Annotated in this window: 15 protein-coding genes; 2 read left to right on the forward strand and 13 right to left on the reverse strand. The window is 51.9% G+C overall.

Features of this window, described 5'->3' with window-relative positions:
• The first annotated feature begins 66 nt into the window (after positions 1–66).
• Positions 67–831 (forward strand): envelope biogenesis factor ElyC, encoded by a 765-nt coding sequence (gene elyC, locus OGV69_RS20250; protein ID WP_069323252.1) that lies wholly within the window; start codon positions 67–69, stop codon positions 829–831.
• A gap of 92 nt (positions 832–923) precedes the next feature.
• Here elyC and OGV69_RS20255 read toward each other — a convergent pair whose 3' ends face one another.
• From OGV69_RS20255 to OGV69_RS20315, 13 genes are all read right to left on the reverse strand, one after another.
• On the reverse strand, positions 924–1,817 hold the full coding sequence (locus OGV69_RS20255; RefSeq protein ID WP_069323251.1) for a YcbJ family phosphotransferase: 894 nt from the start codon (positions 1,815–1,817) through the stop codon (positions 924–926).
• Positions 1,818–1,982: 165 nt separating this feature from the next.
• Positions 1,983–2,729, reverse strand: a complete 747-nt coding sequence (gene kdsB / locus OGV69_RS20260; protein ID WP_069323250.1) for a 3-deoxy-manno-octulosonate cytidylyltransferase — start codon at positions 2,727–2,729, stop codon at positions 1,983–1,985.
• Positions 2,726–2,908, reverse strand: coding sequence for a protein YcaR (gene ycaR / locus OGV69_RS20265; protein ID WP_038639323.1), 183 nt, complete (start codon positions 2,906–2,908; stop codon positions 2,726–2,728). The genes kdsB and ycaR overlap by 4 nt, the downstream gene beginning before the upstream one ends.
• A gap of 51 nt (positions 2,909–2,959) precedes the next feature.
• Entirely contained in the window at positions 2,960–4,192 is a 1,233-nt protein-coding gene (locus OGV69_RS20270) for a winged helix-turn-helix domain-containing protein (RefSeq protein ID WP_038639320.1), read from the reverse strand.
• Between the two features lie 41 nt (positions 4,193–4,233).
• Positions 4,234–5,211, reverse strand: a complete 978-nt coding sequence (gene lpxK, locus OGV69_RS20275) for a tetraacyldisaccharide 4'-kinase (protein ID WP_204525863.1) — start codon at positions 5,209–5,211, stop codon at positions 4,234–4,236.
• Positions 5,208–6,956, reverse strand: a complete 1,749-nt coding sequence (msbA, locus tag OGV69_RS20280) for a lipid A ABC transporter ATP-binding protein/permease MsbA (RefSeq protein ID WP_038639312.1) — start codon at positions 6,954–6,956, stop codon at positions 5,208–5,210. The genes lpxK and msbA overlap by 4 nt, the downstream gene beginning before the upstream one ends.
• A 36-nt stretch (positions 6,957–6,992) precedes the next feature.
• Positions 6,993–9,257 (reverse strand): ComEC family protein, encoded by a 2,265-nt coding sequence (locus OGV69_RS20285; protein WP_069323248.1) that lies wholly within the window; start codon positions 9,255–9,257, stop codon positions 6,993–6,995.
• A gap of 205 nt (positions 9,258–9,462) precedes the next feature.
• Positions 9,463–9,747: an integration host factor subunit beta gene (gene ihfB / locus OGV69_RS20290; RefSeq protein ID WP_003035780.1), complete on the reverse strand. Its 285-nt coding sequence runs from the start codon at positions 9,745–9,747 to the stop codon at positions 9,463–9,465.
• Between the two features lie 159 nt (positions 9,748–9,906).
• Complete coding sequence (rpsA, locus tag OGV69_RS20295) at positions 9,907–11,580, reverse strand: 30S ribosomal protein S1 (protein ID WP_003035776.1); 1,674 nt, start codon at positions 11,578–11,580, stop codon at positions 9,907–9,909.
• 113 nt (positions 11,581–11,693) lie between these two features.
• Positions 11,694–12,377 (reverse strand): (d)CMP kinase, encoded by a 684-nt coding sequence (gene cmk, locus OGV69_RS20300; protein ID WP_032939922.1) that lies wholly within the window; start codon positions 12,375–12,377, stop codon positions 11,694–11,696.
• A 171-nt stretch (positions 12,378–12,548) separates the two neighbouring features.
• On the reverse strand, positions 12,549–13,832 hold the full coding sequence (gene aroA / locus OGV69_RS20305; protein WP_069323247.1) for a 3-phosphoshikimate 1-carboxyvinyltransferase: 1,284 nt from the start codon (positions 13,830–13,832) through the stop codon (positions 12,549–12,551).
• Between the two features lie 68 nt (positions 13,833–13,900).
• Entirely contained in the window at positions 13,901–14,989 is a 1,089-nt protein-coding gene (serC, locus tag OGV69_RS20310) for a 3-phosphoserine/phosphohydroxythreonine transaminase (protein ID WP_061381866.1), read from the reverse strand.
• Positions 14,990–15,202: 213 nt separating this feature from the next.
• Positions 15,203–15,895 carry a DUF421 domain-containing protein gene (locus tag OGV69_RS20315; protein ID WP_038639302.1) on the reverse strand — a complete coding sequence of 231 codons (693 nt, stop codon included), beginning with the start codon at positions 15,893–15,895 and terminating at the stop codon, positions 15,203–15,205.
• Positions 15,896–16,030: 135 nt separating this feature from the next.
• Here OGV69_RS20315 and ycaO point away from each other — a divergent pair, with 135 nt between their 5' ends.
• Positions 16,031–17,791, forward strand: a complete 1,761-nt coding sequence (gene ycaO / locus OGV69_RS20320) for a 30S ribosomal protein S12 methylthiotransferase accessory factor YcaO (protein WP_069323361.1) — start codon at positions 16,031–16,033, stop codon at positions 17,789–17,791.
• Positions 17,792–18,173: the final 382 nt, after the last annotated feature.

The raw sequence follows: 18,173 nt of genomic DNA on the forward strand, positions 1-18,173 counted from the left end.
TGAACCTTCCTGGTGTAATATCCCTGCAGATCCCCTGCTGTATGGTTAAAAAAGGAACCAAAAAGGATGCTTTTTACGCTGAAGAAAGTGATTGGCGGTATGATGCTGCCGCTTCCGCTGATGCTAACAATGATGGGTATTGGCCTGGCGCTGGTCTGGTTTAGCCGCTTTCAAAAAACAGGGAAAGCGTGTATCAGCCTGAGTTGGCTGGCGCTATTACTCCTGAGTTTACAACCCGTCGCCGACAGTCTGCTCAAGCCCATTGAGGACAGCTATCCCACCTGGCAGGATACGCAAAAAGTGGAATACATTGTGGTGCTGGGCGGGGGATATACCTGGAACCCTCAGTGGGCGCCGAGTTCAAACCTGATTAACAATAGCCTTCCACGCCTGAATGAAGGTATTCGCCTATGGCGCGCGAATCCAGGGTCGAAACTTATCTTTACCGGTGCCGCCGCAAAAACGAATAACGTTAGTACCGCGGAAGCTGGTGCCCGCGTAGCGCAGTCGCTGGGGGTGCCGGCGGGTGACATCATCATGCTGGATCAACCCAAAGATACTGAAGAAGAAGCAGCGGCAGTAAAGCAGGCCATCGGCAACGCGCCGTTTCTGCTGGTGACCTCCGCGTCGCACTTACCGCGTGCCATGATTTTCTTCCAGCAGGCCGGGCTACATCCGCTGCCAGCACCTGCTAATCAGTTAGCGATTGATTCCCCGCTTAATCCATGGGAGCGGGCAATTCCCTCGCCGGTCTGGCTGATGCACAGCGATCGTGCCGGATACGAAACGCTGGGACGCATCTGGCAGTGGCTGAAGGGAGCGGGACATTGACCGAAATATTGCCTGATGGCGACGCTATCGCGTCTTATCAGGCCTACGGGTCAGCGCAGAATTCCAGGCCGGATACGGTGTTCACGTGTTGATCAGGCGAGCCACGGCAGCAGGGATTTTGTCGCCAGATCAAAGTTGGAACGATTAAAGCGTCCGGTATTGACCAGTTGCGCCACCTCATCCCATAACACATACAACCAGCGCCGCCAGATGAATGACTCCGCCACTGGCGCGCGTTGCAGATATTGCCAAAGCAGGCTTTCCGCCAGCGCATTGTCCATTAAGCGGAACAATTCATATTCTCTTGGCGCCCATAGCATCAAGCCCGGTCCCACCATCGCCAGGAGCTGATCGCTACGCGCATCTTTGAGCATGCTGCGTAAACTGAAATTGCCGTGGATCAGCACGCAGTTATCATTAAATCCGGCAAATAACTCGGGTAAACATTCACGGGTGCGGAACAGAATCCGCTTGTCCTGCATCGTCAGCCCAGTATTGTTGAACTGATTTAACGTGCTCCACAATACCTCGACACGCTGGCGATACCAGGACGGCCAGATGTTCTCTTGCGTGTTATCCACCGCACCCACGCAGCCGCGGCTGTCCTGCCGATGCCATGACAGCAAACCTTCTACGATTTGATCTTTTAAATGTTCCCAGCGCTCGGGCGTTCGGGCAGGCGCTTCCACCGGCACGCCACGTAAACGCTCAAGCAGGAGCACATCAGGACCGGGATGCTCCTCATGCGTTAAGACGCCATAAATGACCGGCATACGTACCGTGCCACTGCGCGCCAGCATAGAGGTTTTCCATGCCAGCTGCTGCGCCATCCCCGGCGTGGTGAAACTTCTCGCCATCAGCGGCATCGGATTACCCTGACTGTCGTACAGTGACCACAGAGCGGTATCCACTTTCTCATTCACGCATTCAATACGACTGAGTTTTTCACCCAGCAGATGGCTGAGTTCGGCACGCAACTGTTCCATTTCAGATTGCCCTCATAAAAGCTACTGCTTTCATAATGAGCGTCGCGCAGACAGATGTCACCCGGATGAGATCAATTGATGAAAAGAAAAGCACAGGGAAAACGTAACGATACGACACTCCTCCCAAAAATAGGCGGTATTATGGGTGGAGTGCCATGAGAAAAACTAACGCATTTCAGCGCGAACGCGCTCAAGATCCTCAGCAGTGTCTACGCCTGTACCCGGTACTTCTTTAGCGACGGCCACGTGAATTTTTTCGCCGTACCACAGCACACGCAGTTGCTCCAGCATTTCAATATGCTCAAGCGGGCTGGGCTGCCAGTTAACATAGCGGCGAATAAAACCGGCGCGATAACCGTAAATACCGAGGTGACGCAGGAAGGTATCGCCTACCGTTTCCAGGCTTTTGGCAAAACGGTCGCGATCCCAGGGAATCGTTGCGCGCGAAAAATAGAGCGCATAGCCTTCGCTGTTCAGAACGACTTTAACCGCATTCGGATTGAATGCTTCTTCCGCACTATGAATGGGAGCCGCAAGGGTCGCCATGCCAACCTGGCGTTGCGCCAGATTTTCGGCCACCTGACGAATAATGACCGCTGGGATCATCGGCTCATCACCCTGAACGTTCACAATAACGGTATCATCGCTAAAGCCACATTTCTCGACGACTTCCGCCAGACGCTCGGTACCAGACTGGTGATCGGCCCGGGTCATGCAAACTTCCCCTCCCACCGCTTCTACCGCACGAGCGACATCTTCATGATCGGTGGCAACGATAATGCGCTCAGCGCCAGATTCACGCGCACGCTCCAGCACATGCACGATCATCGGCTTGCCGTTGATATCCAGCAGCGGCTTGCCCGGCAAACGGGTGGACGCATAACGCGCAGGAATAATGACCACAAAACTCATGATTTACTCTCATCCGCAGTCAGAACGCGAGCTTCAGTTTCCAGTAAAACGGGAATGCCATCACGCAGTGGGAAAGCAAGGTTATCCGGTTTACAAATTAGTTCCTGTTTTTCCTGGTTAAACCAGAGTTTGCCATTGCATACCGGGCAGGCAATGATTTCAAGCAGACGATGATCCATAGTTCCTCCAGATGGACCGGATTGTGAATCCGTAAATATTAACATAATCGCTTAACGGGCTGGGGCTATTTCCCAACCATGACGTACGCCAGCAAATATACCTTCAGGGCAGCGCCCCAGCGTCACGCGCGTTGCCTGCTGCCAGCGGGCAAAATCATCAATCGCCTGGAACAACCCTTTTTGCAGAGTAACACCAGGTTTGACCCCATCCTGTAACCATAGCGAAATCACCTCCAGTACACCTGTTTTACGGTGCATTTTGGCATCCATCCGCCCCACTAACTGGCCATGATGCAGCAAAGGCAGGACAAAATAACCGTATTGTCGTTTCGCTGCTGGCGTATAACATTCCAGCCGATAGCTAAAATCGAATAGCTGCTCTGCCCGTTTACGATCCCAGACCACCGGATCAAACGGCGATAAAACCGTGCTATGCGTTGCTGTTAATTTACCCGCCAATGCCTGCTCAAGCAGCGGTTGAAGATCGCTATGCAACCACAGGGTTCCCAGCCCTTCAACGTCGACCGGAATAATTTGTTGCTGTTCCTTGCGCACATCACACCAGTTTTTTAATCCCGGACGCTTCAAACGATAGTAGTCTGCCAACCACTGTTCGCGAAAAATCCCCAGACTACGGGCGCTGTTGTCCAGCATGACAATTTCGGCTTCCTCTTGTGAAAGCCTGTCACGTTCATCATCCCAATGCGGCATGACGCGATGGGTTAAATCATAGACTCGCTGGAAATTACGCCGCTCCACCACCATGACTTTCCCGGCAGTAAACAGTCCTTCAAGGTGTCGCTTATGCGGCTTCCATTCCCACCAGCCGTTAGCCCCCTTACGGGGATGTTCAAAATCGGCTGAGCGTACCGGCCCGTTATGATGGATATGCTGGAGTAACTGCTCAATCTCATGGGCATGTTCTGTCATCCACGCCGCTTTATATTTCCAGCCCATTTTCTCCGGCGCCAGCATGCGGTGGCGTATCAGCATAAAGTCACTGCGCGGCATAAAGCAGGCCTCGTGCGCCCAGTACTCCATCAGTTCACCCTGCCGTAGCGAGTCATCCAGCCATTGCGGGGAATAATCACCTAAACGACTGAACAGCACCAGGTAAGGACTGCGCGCCACAATATTGATGGTATCGATTTGCAATAAAGACATGCGCGAAATGGTGGCAAGAATATCGGCAGGAGATGCCCGGCGGCGTGTTTTTTTCAGCAGACCTTGAGCGGCAAGGTGAAGATGACGAGCATCCGTCAGAGAAAGGTGCGGCAACGACATTTATGACCTCATAAATGATTCGCTGCCGCAGCTTGAATCCGTTAGCGAGTCAGCGAGATTAAGCTATCCAGCAACACATCAGGCCGTTCGCCTGACAAATGTGCGTCCACAGGTAAATACCACCAGTTATCATCAGCAAATGCGCGGCATTTAACCGCATCTTTTTCCGTCATCACCAGCGTTTGCCCTGCGTCTGAAAACGCACTGACGTCACTGTAGGTCAGAGATTGATGATCTGCCAGCGCAATACATTTTTGTGGTTTGGCTCCGCACGCTTCAAGCGTGGCAAAAAAACGTGGCGGATGACCAATACCCGCCATGGCGACAATATTGGTTAGCTGTGCCACATCACGGCGTTCACCCGTGCGTAAATTAACGGCCAGCCCTGGTTCAAGTCGCATGGGGATCTCCCCCGGCTGTGGACTGCCGCCGTTAACAATTGTCGCATCCACCGATTTAAGCCGACCTGCGCGTTCCCGCATTGGACCGGCAGGAAGCCACCAGCCATTGCCAAATCGACGCTCGCCGTCAATCACCACGATTTCAACATCTCGCGCCAGACGATAGTGCTGTAGACCATCGTCCGTCACAATAATCTGCACATCATGATGCGCCAAAATAGCTTTTACCGCATCCGCTCTGTTCGGAGAGACCGCTACAGGCACGCCGGTACGCTGGTAGATGAGCACAGGTTCATCGCCCGCTTCTGCAGTCGTGGTATCCGTTGTCAGCAACAGCGGGTAAGCCGCGGCTTTTCCGCCATAACCACGAGAAACCACGCCCACGCGGATACCACGTTGCTGTAGTCGTTCAACCAGCCAAATCACCACCGGCGTTTTACCGTTCCCGCCTGCGGTAAGGTTTCCCACTACGACCACTGGTACCGGCGCGCGCCATGCGCGCTTGAGCCCAAGTTTGTAGCATAAGCGGATCCCCCCACTCACCAGGCCATACAGCCAGGAGAGTGGAAGCAATAAGCGCCACAGCGGCGATTCACCAGACCAGATACGTGCGATCATTGACCAAATTGCATTTTGTGTAATTGCGCATACACGCCGCGTTGCTCAATCAGCTCGTTATGGGTTCCGCGCTCAACAATCACCCCGTCTTCCACCACGATGATTTCATCCGCCTGCTCAATGGTAGAAAGACGGTGTGCAATGACCAGAGAAGTACGGTTTTTCTGTAGCTCATCCAGTGCCGCCTGAATCGCGCGTTCGGATTCAGTATCGAGAGCCGACGTAGCTTCATCAAGGATCAGGATCGGGCTGTCACGCAGTAAGGCACGGGCGATAGCGATACGTTGGCGCTGTCCACCGGAAAGCAGTACGCCGTTTTCGCCAATCACCGTATCCAGACCATTATCCATCTTATTGATGAAATCCATGGCATAGGCCATCTGCGCCGCTTTTTCGATCTGTTCGCGACTGTATAAATCGGTACGCGCGTAGGCGATGTTATTGGCAACCGTATCGTTAAACAGGTGCACATTCTGCGAAACCAAAGCAACCTGATCGCGCAATGATGCGAGGGTATATTCGCGCAGATCGTGTCCGTCCATCAGAATCTGCCCTTCATCGATATCGTAGAAGCGCGTGATCAGGCTGGCGATAGTGGATTTACCTGAACCTGAACGTCCCACCAGAGCGACGGTTTTGCCCGCCGGAATATTCAGGTTGATGTTACGCAGCGCAGGGGCTTCACGTCCTGGATAAGTAAAGGTCACATTGCGGAATTCCAGATCGCCGGTAGCGCGTTCGATAACGCGTTTACCTTCGTCTTTCTCCTGTTCGCTATCCAGAATCGTAAATAAGGTCTGGCATGCCGCCATACCACGCTGGAACTGCGCGTTGACGTTAGTCAGCGATTTCAACGGACGCATCAGCGCGATCATTGACGAGAAGACAACGGTAATGGTCCCTGCCGTCAGGTTTTCCATGACGCTTGGGAAACTGGCTGCATATAACACGAATGCCAGAGCCAGAGACGCAATCAACTGGATGATAGGATCGGAGATAGAAGAGGCGGAAACCATCTTCATACCCTGTAAACGCATCTTGTTGCTGACTTTATCAAAGCGTTTGGTTTCGACTTCCTGACCACCAAAAATCAGAACTTCTTTGTGGCCTTTCAGCATCTGCTCCGCACTGGTCGTAACCTGCCCCATGGTGTTTTGCATATTTTTACTGATGCTACGAAAGCGCTTAGAAACCACACGAATCGCCACTGACACAATTGGCGCCAGTACTATCAGGATCAATGATAGCTGCCAGCTGTAATAGAACATCATGATGAACAGGCCAATAATTGACGCCCCTTCACGTACCACGGTGATCAGCGCACCGGAAGACGATGACGCAACCTGTTCTGAATCATAGGTAATACGTGACAGCAACGTACCTGTAGACTGTTTATCAAAAAAGGAGACTGGCATGCCCATCATGTGACCAAACAGGCGGCGGCGCATGGTCATAACCACTTTGCCTGACACCCATGAGATACAGTAGCTGGAGACATAGCTGGTTAAGCCACGAACTATCATCAGCCCAATGACCACCAGCGGCATCCACAACAGCACCGAGCGGTCAGTTTTACCAAAACCATCATCCAGTAATGGCTTAAGGAGCGATAACATGAAGGTATCGCTGGCCGCGTTAAGGATTAACGCTATACCCGCCACGATCAGACCCGATTTAAAAGGCGCTATGGTTGGCCATAGTCGGCGAAACGTCTGCCACGTAGAGAGATCTTTATCGTTATGCATTCAAAAAACCAGCATTTGTTAGAATAGCCGCATATTCTACCCGTTATCCTCCGACACGCCAAACCACTGATGATACCAACGGGGTAAAATCTGATCCCGCATGCTGCGTATTTGCCAGGTTTGCGGGTAAAAATCCAGCGTAATCTGCCCCTGATGTGGCGTATCCAGCCATTGATAATCTTGTTGCCGATAGCGCCGCTTCACCTTCCAGGAAGGCAGTCGCCAGGCATTATAACGGGATGCCGAGGCTAATGCCGCCTGTCCGCCAACTCGCTGAATCAGCGCCAGTGATGATGATGTATTGCTGCCATGGTGTGGAACCTGCATAACAGTAGCCTGCAGATGCGACCAGTAGTGACTTAGCATTTTTTGTTCAGCGGGAGACTCAATATCCCCGGTCAGAAGAATACTCTGATGTCCGTCATCGACTTTAACCACGCAGGATTGGTTATTCCCTTGCGCTGTATTTCCGCGCACCGGCCAATGCGCACTGAACGTTAATCCTTGCCATTGCCAGCGTTCCCCGCGAAAACACGGGAGATGACCTTTCCAGCCTAGTGGACTTCTTATCCATAAGAATGGCCATGCTTGTTGCAGCGAGCGCAACCCTCCCCGATGATCCATATGCTCGTGACTTAAAATAACCCCTTCAGGCTCGAGGTTGTGCCAGCGTAACCAGGGAATGATCAATTGCTGCGCGCTATCGCCCTCGGGCCATGCCAGACCCGTATCATAAAGAATCGCTTTTCCATTGCGGGCGATCACCATCGCCAGTCCCTGCCCGACGTCCAGCATATGCACTTGCCATGCGTCCGTGCGTGGCGCTCGCCAGAGCGGTTCACTCAGCAAAAATAGCGCCGTGAAACAAAGCATCGGTAGAGTACGCCAGGCATTCAGTCGCCATGCGATGAGCATCAGCCCAGGTGCCAATGCAAGCCATTGCCAGCGGGCATCTATATTAATCCAGCCTTGAGGCAGAGCATTAAGTCCCCAAAATAACAGCGCCAGAGACCGATCGGCTAAATACCACAACCCCGACTCCAGCCCTCCCAGAGCGGTTAAATGTACGAGCATTCCGGCTAGTATCAGCGGTACGGAAATAAACGTGACCAGCGGTACGGCAAATATATTAGCCACCAATGAAGTCAGACTTATGCCGTGAAACATCGAAATTTGCACAGGTAAAAGCAGAATCGTGATACCCAGTTGCAGATGAGCGAGCGCCAGCAGTATGCGTCCAATGCGAGAGAGCGACCAGGCAGGTAAAGGTACCCACTGATACCAGAATATCAGCGCCGCGACGGCAAAAGCAGACAACCACAGACTTTGTGACAGAATAGCGAGAGGATCAGCCACCACGATGGCTGCGAGACAACAGACCCAGACCGACCATCCGCTCCACTGCCTGCCGCTTAGCTTCAGCGCCCCCCAGACCATCAGCGCGACAATCGTGCGCAATGCAGGCGGCTGAAGCCCCGTTAACCATGCATAAAATGTCGCGCAGATAATCCCGCCAATCAATGGAACCTGCCAGCAAATCCATCTGGTTGGCATAAAAAATTGTCCACCGCGAATCAGTCCTCCCGCCAAAAGTGCGGCAAACGCAATATGCAGCCCGGAGATAGCCATCAAATGCGCCGTGCCGGTATCACGCATAATGGCTTTTACCTCTTGTGACACGGACAAGCGCTCTCCCATTCCCAGCCCCAGTATGACCTGCTGCCAGGGATAGTCGGCGAGTGCCATTTTCAGCGAGGCAAGATATCGCGAACGTAAACTACATTGTGGCGCGATGACCGAAGCCTGTAAGAACCGTCCCGTCAGCGGCTGATGCTGTGCTAACGCATAACGTTGACTGTCAAATCCTCCCTCATTTAATTGACCGTGTACGGCGCGAACTTTCAGCGTCATCGCCCATGTCTGGCCCGCGCAAACGTCGCCGGGCAGGTACTGCCCATACAGCACAATTCCTTGCGCAGGAAAGATTCGCCGCCCCTGCAGGTGCGTGATCTGACCATAGTGCGTGGTCATATTGTCGGTTCCGGTTATGCGCACAATTGCCTGCTGGTTTTTAGCAGGAAGCGTATTACCCGCCCAAAGTGCATCTTTCGCCGCCATTATTCCCCAAAGAAAAAACAGCAGGGTCAACCCGGCGAAACGCATATGTTTGTGGGGAAAAAGGCAGAGCAGACATGCCAGACAAAATACAACGCTGATGCTCAGCATCTCAGGTAGCGCGGGTAATAGCATCAGAGGAAGAATGCCGCACAATGCACACGTACTCACCGTTGTTATTTTCATCAATACCTCCCTGTTGCGGGGAGTGTGTAGTAATACTCAACGGTTGTCTGGCGACAATTTACTGTTATACGGCACGCGTTCCGCTGATCTTTGGCGGCGGATGTAACATGCGAATTAATTGGGATGGGGATTCCAGTATGGGCCTGCAGAAATGAAAAAAGCACCCATGCAGGTGCTTTCCTCGGCGTTAAGTCTCGCTAAAAACTTAACCGTAAATATTGGCGCGATCGCGCAGTTCTTTACCTGGTTTAAAGTGCGGAACGTATTTCCCTTCCAGATCCACTTTATCGCCGGTCTTCGGATTACGTCCGGTGCGAGGTGCGCGGTAATGCAAAGAGAAGCTGCCGAAACCGCGGATTTCAATACGCTCGCCCTGCGCAAGAGTCGAGGCCATATGTTCCAGCATCTCTTTTACTGCATCTTCAACCGCTTTCGCGGGAATATGAGGTTGCTGGGTTGCAAGTCTTTCAATCAATTCTGACTTGGTCATGATTCCTCCGGTTCCTTAAAGGCATAATTAGCTGCTGCATTGATTAAGGGCGGCCGTAGCCGCCCTTTGTCATTGATTACAGGACGAATCCTGTAATCTGTCAAGCTACTCGTCACCCTTTGTGCTGTTAACGGCACAAAGGATTTAGAGAACTCGATATTACTCGCCTTTAGCTGCTTTGAAAGCTTCAGCCATTGCGTTGTTAGAGAAGTTTGCATCTTCCTGTTTGTTAACAGTTGCGATTGCATCTTTCTCATCAGCTTCGTCTTTAGCACGAACAGACAGGCTGATTGCACGGTTCTTACGATCAACGCCGGTGAATTTAGCTTCAACGTCGTCGCCTACGCTCAGAACCAGAGTTGCATCTTCAACGCGGTCACGGGAAGCTTCAGAAGCGCGCAGGTAACCTTCAACGCCGTCAGCCAGTTCTACGGTTGCGCCTTTAGCGTCAACTGCAGTGACTTTACCGTTTACGATTGCGCCTTTCTTGTTCAGTGCAACCCAGTTGTTGAACGGATCTTCTGCGAGCTGTTTAACGCCCAGAGAGATACGCTCACGCTCTGCGTCAACCTGCAGAACAACTGCTGCGATTTCGTCGCCTTTTTTGTATTCACGAACTGCTTCTTCGCCTGCAACGTTCCAGGAGATGTCAGACAGGTGAACCAGGCCGTCGATGCCGCCGTCCAGGCCGATGAAGATACCGAAGTCAGTGATAGACTTGATTTTACCTTCAACACGGTCGCCCTTGTTGTGGGTTTCTGCGAACTGCTGCCATGGGTTGTTTTTGCACTGCTTCAGACCCAGGGAGATACGACGACGTTCTTCGTCGATATCCAGAACCATAACTTCCACTACATCGCCAACGTTAACAACTTTGGACGGGTGGATGTTTTTGTTGGTCCAATCCATTTCGGAAACGTGAACCAGGCCTTCAACGCCTTCTTCGATTTCAACGAAGCAGCCGTAGTCGGTCAGGTTGGTCACGCGACCAGTCAGTTTGGTACCTTCCGGATAACGCTTAGCGATAGCTACCCATGGATCTTCGCCCAGCTGTTTCAGGCCCAGAGATACACGAGTACGCTCGCGGTCGAACTTCAGCACTTTAACAGTGATTTCGTCGCCAACGTTTACGATTTCGCTCGGATGCTTAACGCGTTTCCATGCCATGTCGGTGATGTGCAGCAGGCCGTCAACGCCACCCAGATCAACGAATGCACCGTAGTCAGTGAGGTTCTTAACGATACCTTTAACTTCCATGCCTTCCTGCAGGTTTTCCAGCAGCTGATCGCGTTCTGCGCTGTTTTCGGATTCGATAACGGCACGACGGGAAACAACAACGTTGTTACGCTTCTGATCCAGCTTGATGACTTTGAACTCAAGCTCTTTGCCTTCCAGGTGCAGCGTGTCGCGGACCGGACGAACGTCTACCAGGGAACCCGGCAGGAACGCGCGAATACCATTCAGCTCAACAGTGAAGCCACCCTTGACTTTGCCATTGATAACACCAGTAACGGTTGCAGCTTCTTCGTAAGCTTTTTCCAGCGTGATCCAAGCTTCGTGACGTTTAGCTTTCTCACGGGACAGCAGGGTTTCACCGAAGCCGTCTTCTACTGCATCCAGAGCAACGTCAACTTCGTCACCAACCTGGATTTCCAGCTCGCCCTGGGCGTTTTTGAACTGCTCTGCCGGAATGGCGGACTCAGATTTCAGACCAGCGTCAACCAGTACTACGTCTTTGTCGATAGCAACAACAACACCACGAACGATGGAACCCGGACGGGTTTCGATTTCTTTTAAGGATTCTTCAAACAGTTGAGCAAAAGATTCAGTCATGTTTAATCTTCAGGTTTCATATTTAACGTCCACCTGGCTCCATGCCGGATGGGGTTGTTTAACATACCCGCTGTCAGTCCATTGCAACGGGGGTACTGCAAATTCGGTCGCACTTAAGCGAGTGCCAGTTTTTGGCGCGCATATTGTAACGCTTTTTCAATCACTTGCTCAATGCTTAATCGGGTTGAATCCAAAACTAAAGCATCAGCAGCGGGAACCAGCGGCGCTACAGCACGGTTACGATCGCGGTAATCGCGTTCCTCGATCTCGGCCAAAAGGCGTTCAAAGTTAACACTAAAGCCCTTCTCCTGCAACTGTAGCATACGTCTATGCGCACGTTCGTGCGAGGAGGCGTCCAGAAAAATTTTCACCGGCGCATCCGGGAACACGACGGTTCCCATATCGCGTCCGTCGGCAATCAGGCCAGGCGCTTCGCGAAACGCGCGTTGACGACGTAAAAGCGCTTCGCGCACGCGGGGAAAAGCAGCCACCTGGGATGCGGCATTCGCCACTTCCTGAGTGCGGATTTCGCCACTAACATCTTCACCTTCCAGAATGACTTCCAGGTTGCCGTCCGTTGAGATAAAACGCACATCCAGGTGTGAGGCAAGCGGTACCAGAGCATCTTCAGAGGTGACATCGACATGGTGATGTAACGCTGCGAGCGCCAGTACGCGATAGATCGCGCCTGAATCTAACAGATGCCACTGCAATGCTTCCGCCATTGCCTTGCACAAGGTGCCTTTACCTGCACCGCTTGGGCCATCAATGGTAATAACCGGGGCAATTGCCGTCATCTTTTTCTCCTTAAACGGGCATACGTTAACGTGAACGCCGCGCATTATACGCGCCAACGACAACGATCGTTATCTTTGTGTGAAAAATGCAGAATCATTGAAGCTGAGTGTAGAAGAAATAGACAATCGGAGATGGCAGAATGTGCCGCACCGGGTAGTGCGGCAATAAAATCAGGCAGGTGTACTAATACGCGCCAACTGTTCGAAATAATCCGGGAAAGTTTTGGCGGTACATTTGGGGTCAAGAATGGTCACCGGGGTATCAGACAGCGCCACCAGCGAGAAACACATCGCCATACGGTGATCGTTATAGGTTGCGATATCCGCAAACTGCAGCGTCGCTGGTGGTGTGATGCGGATGAAGTCATGCCCCTCTTCAACTTCCGCGCCCACTTTGCGTAATTCCGTCGCCATCGCAAACAGACGGTCGGTCTCTTTGACGCGCCAGTTATAGATGTTGCGTAGGGTCGTGGTGCCTTTAGCAAACAGCGCGGCCGTGGCAATAGTCATCGCCGCGTCGGGAATATGGTTCATATCCATATCCACTGCGTTCAATTCGCCGTGAGTACAGGCAATAAAATCATCACCCCAGGTAATGGTCGCGCCCATTTTCTCCAGTACATCAGCAAAGCGAATATCGCCCTGCATACTGTTGCGGCCAATCCCGGTGACTATAACCGTGCCGCCTTTAATGGCGCCCGCCGCGAGGAAGTATGAAGCAGAAGAAGCATCGCCCTCAACCAGATAGGCGCCCGGAGACTGATACTGCTGCTGCCCCTGCACGACAAAGCGCTGGTAGTTCTGATTCTCAATTTCAACACCAAACGTCTTCATCAGATTCAGGGTGATATCAATATAAGGTTTAGATACCAGCTCGCCTTTAATGGCGATCGTTGTATCCTGCGGCGCCAGCGGTGCAGTCATCAGTAGCGCAGTAAGGAACTGGCTGGATACGCTGCCGTCTACCTCAACCTGACCGCCGCTAAAACCACCGCGCAAACGAAGTGGCGGATAGTTTTCCTGCTCCAGGTACTCAATGTTGGCTCCCCCCTGGCGCAGCGCATCAACCAGATGGCCAATCGGGCGCTCCTTCATGCGCGGTTCGCCTGTCAACACGATGTCATTGCTGCCAAGGCACAGCGCAGCGGCCAGCGGACGCATTGCGGTTCCGGCATTGCCAAGAAACAGTTCCACTGCCCTTTCGGCATGTAATGCGCCGCCGTTGCCGATAATCTCGCAGCGGGTGCGATCGGCGGAAAGGGTATAGCTAATCCCTAACGCATTGAGTGCATTGAGCATATGACGGACATCGTCGCTGTCCAGCAGGTTGGTCAGGACAGTGGTGCCATTTGCTAATGCGGCCAGCAGCAAAGCGCGGTTAGAAACACTTTTGGATCCAGGCAGATTGATGGTGCCATCCACCCGCGCAATGGGTTGTAACGTCAGGGATTCCATGAAACTCAACTCTCAAAACAGATATAAAAACCCCACAGGCGAGCTGTGGGGATGAAAAGTACAGCAGATTAACCGCGGCGGCGTTCGAAATCGACCATGAAATCGGTCAGTGCTTTTACGCCTTCAAGCGGCATCGCATTATAGATAGACGCACGCATACCGCCGACCACACGGTGCCCTTTCAGCGCATGCAGCCCCGCAGCGAAAGACTCCTCCAGGAAGAGTTTATCCAGGGCGCTGTCAGCCAGTTGGAACGGGACGTTCATACGTGAACGGTTCGACTTCGCGACATCGTTACGATAGAAGTCGCTGTTGTCGATCACGCCATACAACAGCTCTGCTTTTTGCTGGTTAATTTTATTCATCGCATTAACACCGCCCTGCTCTTTGAGCCACTTAAAGACCAGGCCAGACAGATACCAGGCAAAGGTTGGCGGCGTGTTGAACATGGAGTCGTTGTCATTTAGCACGGTATAGTCAAGGATTGACGGGCATGAAACATGCGCTTTACCCAGCAGATCTTCGCGTACAATGACAATCGTCAGTCCCGCAGGACCAATGTTTTTCTGCGCCCCGGCATAGATTACGCCATAGCGGCTAACATCAAGCGGCGCGGAGAGGATGGTAGAAGAGAGATCCGCCGTAACCACCACATTGCTGGCAAAGTTCGGCGTTTCATCAATCGCAATGCCATCGATGGTTTCATTCGGGCAATAGTGCAGGTACGCGGCGTTGTCAGAAAGCTGCCATTCGCTCATTGGCTTAACAGCGCGCAGACCGTCAACGGTGACTTTGGCATCGATAACGTTCGGCGTGCAGTACTTTTTCGCTTCTTTAATCGCACTGGCGGCCCAGTAACCGGCATCGACGTAATCCGCTGTCGTTTTATCACCGAGAATATTTAACGGGATACCGGCGAATTGCCCACGGCCACCGCCATGACAGAACAACACTTTATAGTTAGAGGGGATGCTGAGGAGATCGCGAAAATCCTGCTCTGCTTCCTCTGCCACCTGGATAAACTCTTTGCCCCGGTGGCTAATTTCCATGACCGACGTGCCAAGACCGTTCCAGTCGCGAAGATCCTGTTGAGCCAGTTTAAGTACTTCCGCCGGTAGCATTGCCGGACCTGAACTAAAATTGAAGACCTGAGCCATTTCCCCTCACCACGTTGTGTTGTTATCCAATCAACATCCTGTCATTGACGATAATCCTGTGACAGACATTGGGTATAAGTTATTCCTGTGGATATCGGTTTTATCATTCAGTGACACGCGCCGCAATGGGTAAAACGGAGCGGGGTAAAAATGAGTCATAGGTCACACAACAGAATCTATCGGATTGACGGGTAAAAACCGAGATTTTCGCTATCAGGTGACCCGTTTTGCCCGACTGGCCTTCGACCATTCTGGATTTGCGCAGCGCGGACATAATTGATGATCCCCCGCGCTCATTTGCACCACTTCACTACACCGTACACATGCATAGTCGCCTGTTTCAGGTACCACCTTAAATCGCTGTGTACAGTGTTTAGGCAGAATGCTGAGTCCCGGTTTTACGTCTTCATCGGCAAAGAAGTAAACGCTGATCTGCCCATTCGTCTCCAGAATAGCGAGTTTCACCTGCCCCAGTTGCTCTACGCCGTTCAAACGCAGCTCCATAAAGAATTCGAATTCCGTCATATTGGCGCGATTAAGCTTTGACCATGACAATTCACCGTCTTCAATGATGACCACTGGCTTACCTTCCAGTAGATCTTCCAGCTTTTCGCTGTGTGACATCAGCCACATGACAAGACGATAAAGCAGCGCCAGGGTAATAAAAACCACCAGCACCGGAATCATCGGCACATCGTCATAAAACGCCACATCGCCCGCCGCAGAGCCCAGCGTAAGAATAATCAGCACTTCAAAAAGCGACATCTGCCGTACGCCACGCCGCCCCGTTAGCTTTAAAAACAGAAAAACCAATATAAAGGTATAGAGACTGCGCAGCGCAACCTCGCCAAGAAACTCCATTGGCACCTTATCCAGTGCCATACGCTGTAAATCGAATGCTTTCATTTTGTGCTCTTAACATTGTTGACTGTGTGAAAGCATAGCCAATAGTTTTATTTACGCCTGGGCTCCGGCGGCGATAGCGCCGTTCATTGAAAACCCGTATCATTGCGCGCTTTCCGTACGACAAAAGTGATTTTCATGACGCAAACATTTATTCCCGGCAAAGATGCCGCTCTGGAAGACTCCATCGCTCGCTTCCAGCAAAAATTACTCGACCTTGGTTTTCAGATTGAAGAAGCCTCCTGGTTGAACCCTGTGCCTAACGTTTGGTCTGTGCATATTCGCGACAAAGAATGCGCGCTGTGCTTTACCAACGGTAAAGGTGCGACGAAAAAAGCGGCGCTGGCCTCCGCGCTGGGCGAATATTTTGAGCGTCTGTCTACGAACTACTTCTTTGCGGATTTCTGGCTGGGCGAAACCATCGCCAACGGCCCGTTCGTGCATTATCCAAACGAAAAATGGTTCCCGCTGACGGAAGACGATGACGTGCCGGAAGGTCTGCTGGATGCGCGTCTGCGCGCATTTTACGATCCAGAAAACGAATTGACCGGAAGCATGCTTATCGACCTGCAATCCGGAAATGAAGATCGTGGCGTCTGCGGCCTGCCGTTTACCCGTCAGTCTGATAACCAGACTGTCTATATTCCGATGAATATTATCGGCAATCTGTACGTTTCTAACGGTATGTCTGCGGGTAACACGCCTAACGAAGCACGCGTTCAGGGCCTGTCTGAAGTCTTTGAACGTTATGTGAAGAACCGCATTATCGCGGAAAGCATCAGCCTGCCGGAAATCCCGGCTGAGGTGATGGCGCGTTACCCGGCGGTAGTGGAGTCCATCGCCACACTGGAAGCGGAAGGTTTCCCGATTTTCGCCTACGATGGCTCGCTGGGCGGCAAATACCCGGTGATTTGCGTTGTCCTGTTCAACCCGACCAACGGTACCTGCTTTGCGTCCTTCGGCGCGCACCCGGATTTCGGCGTTGCGCTGGAGCGTACCGTTACCGAACTGCTGCAGGGTCGTGGTCTGAAAGATCTTGATGTCTTCACCCCGCCAACCTTCGACGATGAAGAAGTGGCTGAACACACTAACCTTGAAACCCACTTCATTGATTCCAGCGGTCTGATCTCCTGGAATCTGTTCAAGCAGGATGCTGATTATCCGTTCGTTGACTGGAATTTCTCCGGCACTACGGAAGAAGAGTTCGCCACCCTGATGGCCATCTTCAATGCAGAAGATAAAGAAGTGTATATCGCCGACTACGAACATCTGGGGGTATACGCCTGCCGCATTATCGTTCCGGGGATGTCTGACATCTACCCGGCTGAAGATCTGTGGTTAGCCAACAACGCAATGGGTACGCATCTGCGCGAAACGATCCTCTCTCTGCCAGGCAGTGAGTGGGATAAAGAAGACTATCTCAATCTGCTCGAACAACTGGATGAAGAAGGTTTTGACGACTTCACCCGCGTACGCGAACTGCTTGGTCTGGCGACCGGCGCAGATAACGGTTGGTATACCCTGCGCATTGGCGAGCTTAAAGTGATGCTGGCGCTGGCCGGTGGTGACCTGGAGCAAGCGCTGGTATGGACAGAATGGACGATGGAATTCAACGCCTCCGTCTTTAGCGCTGAACGTGCAAACTACTACCGTTGCCTGCAAACGCTGCTGCTATTGTCGCAGGAAGAGGAGCGTCAGCCGCTGCAATATCTGAACGCGTTTGTCCGCATGTACGGCGCCGATGCGGTTGAAGCGGCAAGTGCGGCATTGAGTGGTGAAGCCGCATTTTATGGTCTTCAGCCAGTAGACAACGATCTGCACGCATTCCCGGCGCATCAGTCTCTGCTGAAAGCCTATGAAAAACTGCAGCGCGCGAAAGCAGCGCACTGGTCAAAATAGTGCCAAACAGCCTGCGTTAAGTAGGCTAAATGTATTGTCTGGGCTATATTACGGGGCGCTTTAAGCGCCCTGTTTTTTATTTTGGTCAAATCAAAAAATAAATGTAAAAGCAAGGTTAAATATTAGTAGTTGATATTAAAAAAATTAGCTTATTAATGTGGCTTTTTAACTCAATTACTCCATATTAATTAACTGTCCAGCAGGAGGCTGAAAGAAAAAATTCAACTCACTTTATAATTTTTAAAATTTATTTTTATATGGATAATCAATAAGTTACTCCGCATTTGCATAAAAACCATGCGTCTTGCGGGCCTATAAGCCAGGCGAGATATGATCTATATCAAATTCTCATCTATAATGCTTTGTTAGTATCTCGTCGCCG

This window comes from Citrobacter sp. Cc139 (genome assembly GCF_030334645.1).
GTDB lineage: Bacteria > Pseudomonadota > Gammaproteobacteria > Enterobacterales > Enterobacteriaceae > Citrobacter > Citrobacter werkmanii.

Bases quoted from the DNA above. Each gene is read 5' to 3' on its own strand.
- elyC (WP_069323252.1), top strand. From the start codon at position 67: ATGCTTTTTACGCTGAAGAAAGTGATTGGCGGTATGATGCTGCCGCTT.
- OGV69_RS20255 (WP_069323251.1), bottom strand. From the start codon at position 1,817: ATGGAACAGTTGCGTGCCGAACTCAGCCATCTGCTGGGTGAAAAACTC.
- kdsB (WP_069323250.1), bottom strand. From the start codon at position 2,729: ATGAGTTTTGTGGTCATTATTCCTGCGCGTTATGCGTCCACCCGTTTG.
- ycaR (WP_038639323.1), bottom strand. From the start codon at position 2,908: ATGGATCATCGTCTGCTTGAAATCATTGCCTGCCCGGTATGCAATGGC.
- OGV69_RS20270 (WP_038639320.1), bottom strand. From the start codon at position 4,192: ATGTCGTTGCCGCACCTTTCTCTGACGGATGCTCGTCATCTTCACCTT.
- lpxK (WP_204525863.1), bottom strand. From the start codon at position 5,211: ATGATCGCACGTATCTGGTCTGGTGAATCGCCGCTGTGGCGCTTATTG.
- msbA (WP_038639312.1), bottom strand. From the start codon at position 6,956: ATGCATAACGATAAAGATCTCTCTACGTGGCAGACGTTTCGCCGACTA.
- OGV69_RS20285 (WP_069323248.1), bottom strand. From the start codon at position 9,257: ATGAAAATAACAACGGTGAGTACGTGTGCATTGTGCGGCATTCTTCCT.
- ihfB (WP_003035780.1), bottom strand. From the start codon at position 9,747: ATGACCAAGTCAGAATTGATTGAAAGACTTGCAACCCAGCAACCTCAT.
- rpsA (WP_003035776.1), bottom strand. From the start codon at position 11,580: ATGACTGAATCTTTTGCTCAACTGTTTGAAGAATCCTTAAAAGAAATC.
- cmk (WP_032939922.1), bottom strand. From the start codon at position 12,377: ATGACGGCAATTGCCCCGGTTATTACCATTGATGGCCCAAGCGGTGCA.
- aroA (WP_069323247.1), bottom strand. From the start codon at position 13,832: ATGGAATCCCTGACGTTACAACCCATTGCGCGGGTGGATGGCACCATC.
- serC (WP_061381866.1), bottom strand. From the start codon at position 14,989: ATGGCTCAGGTCTTCAATTTTAGTTCAGGTCCGGCAATGCTACCGGCG.
- OGV69_RS20315 (WP_038639302.1), bottom strand. From the start codon at position 15,895: ATGAAAGCATTCGATTTACAGCGTATGGCACTGGATAAGGTGCCAATG.
- ycaO (WP_069323361.1), top strand. From the start codon at position 16,031: ATGACGCAAACATTTATTCCCGGCAAAGATGCCGCTCTGGAAGACTCC.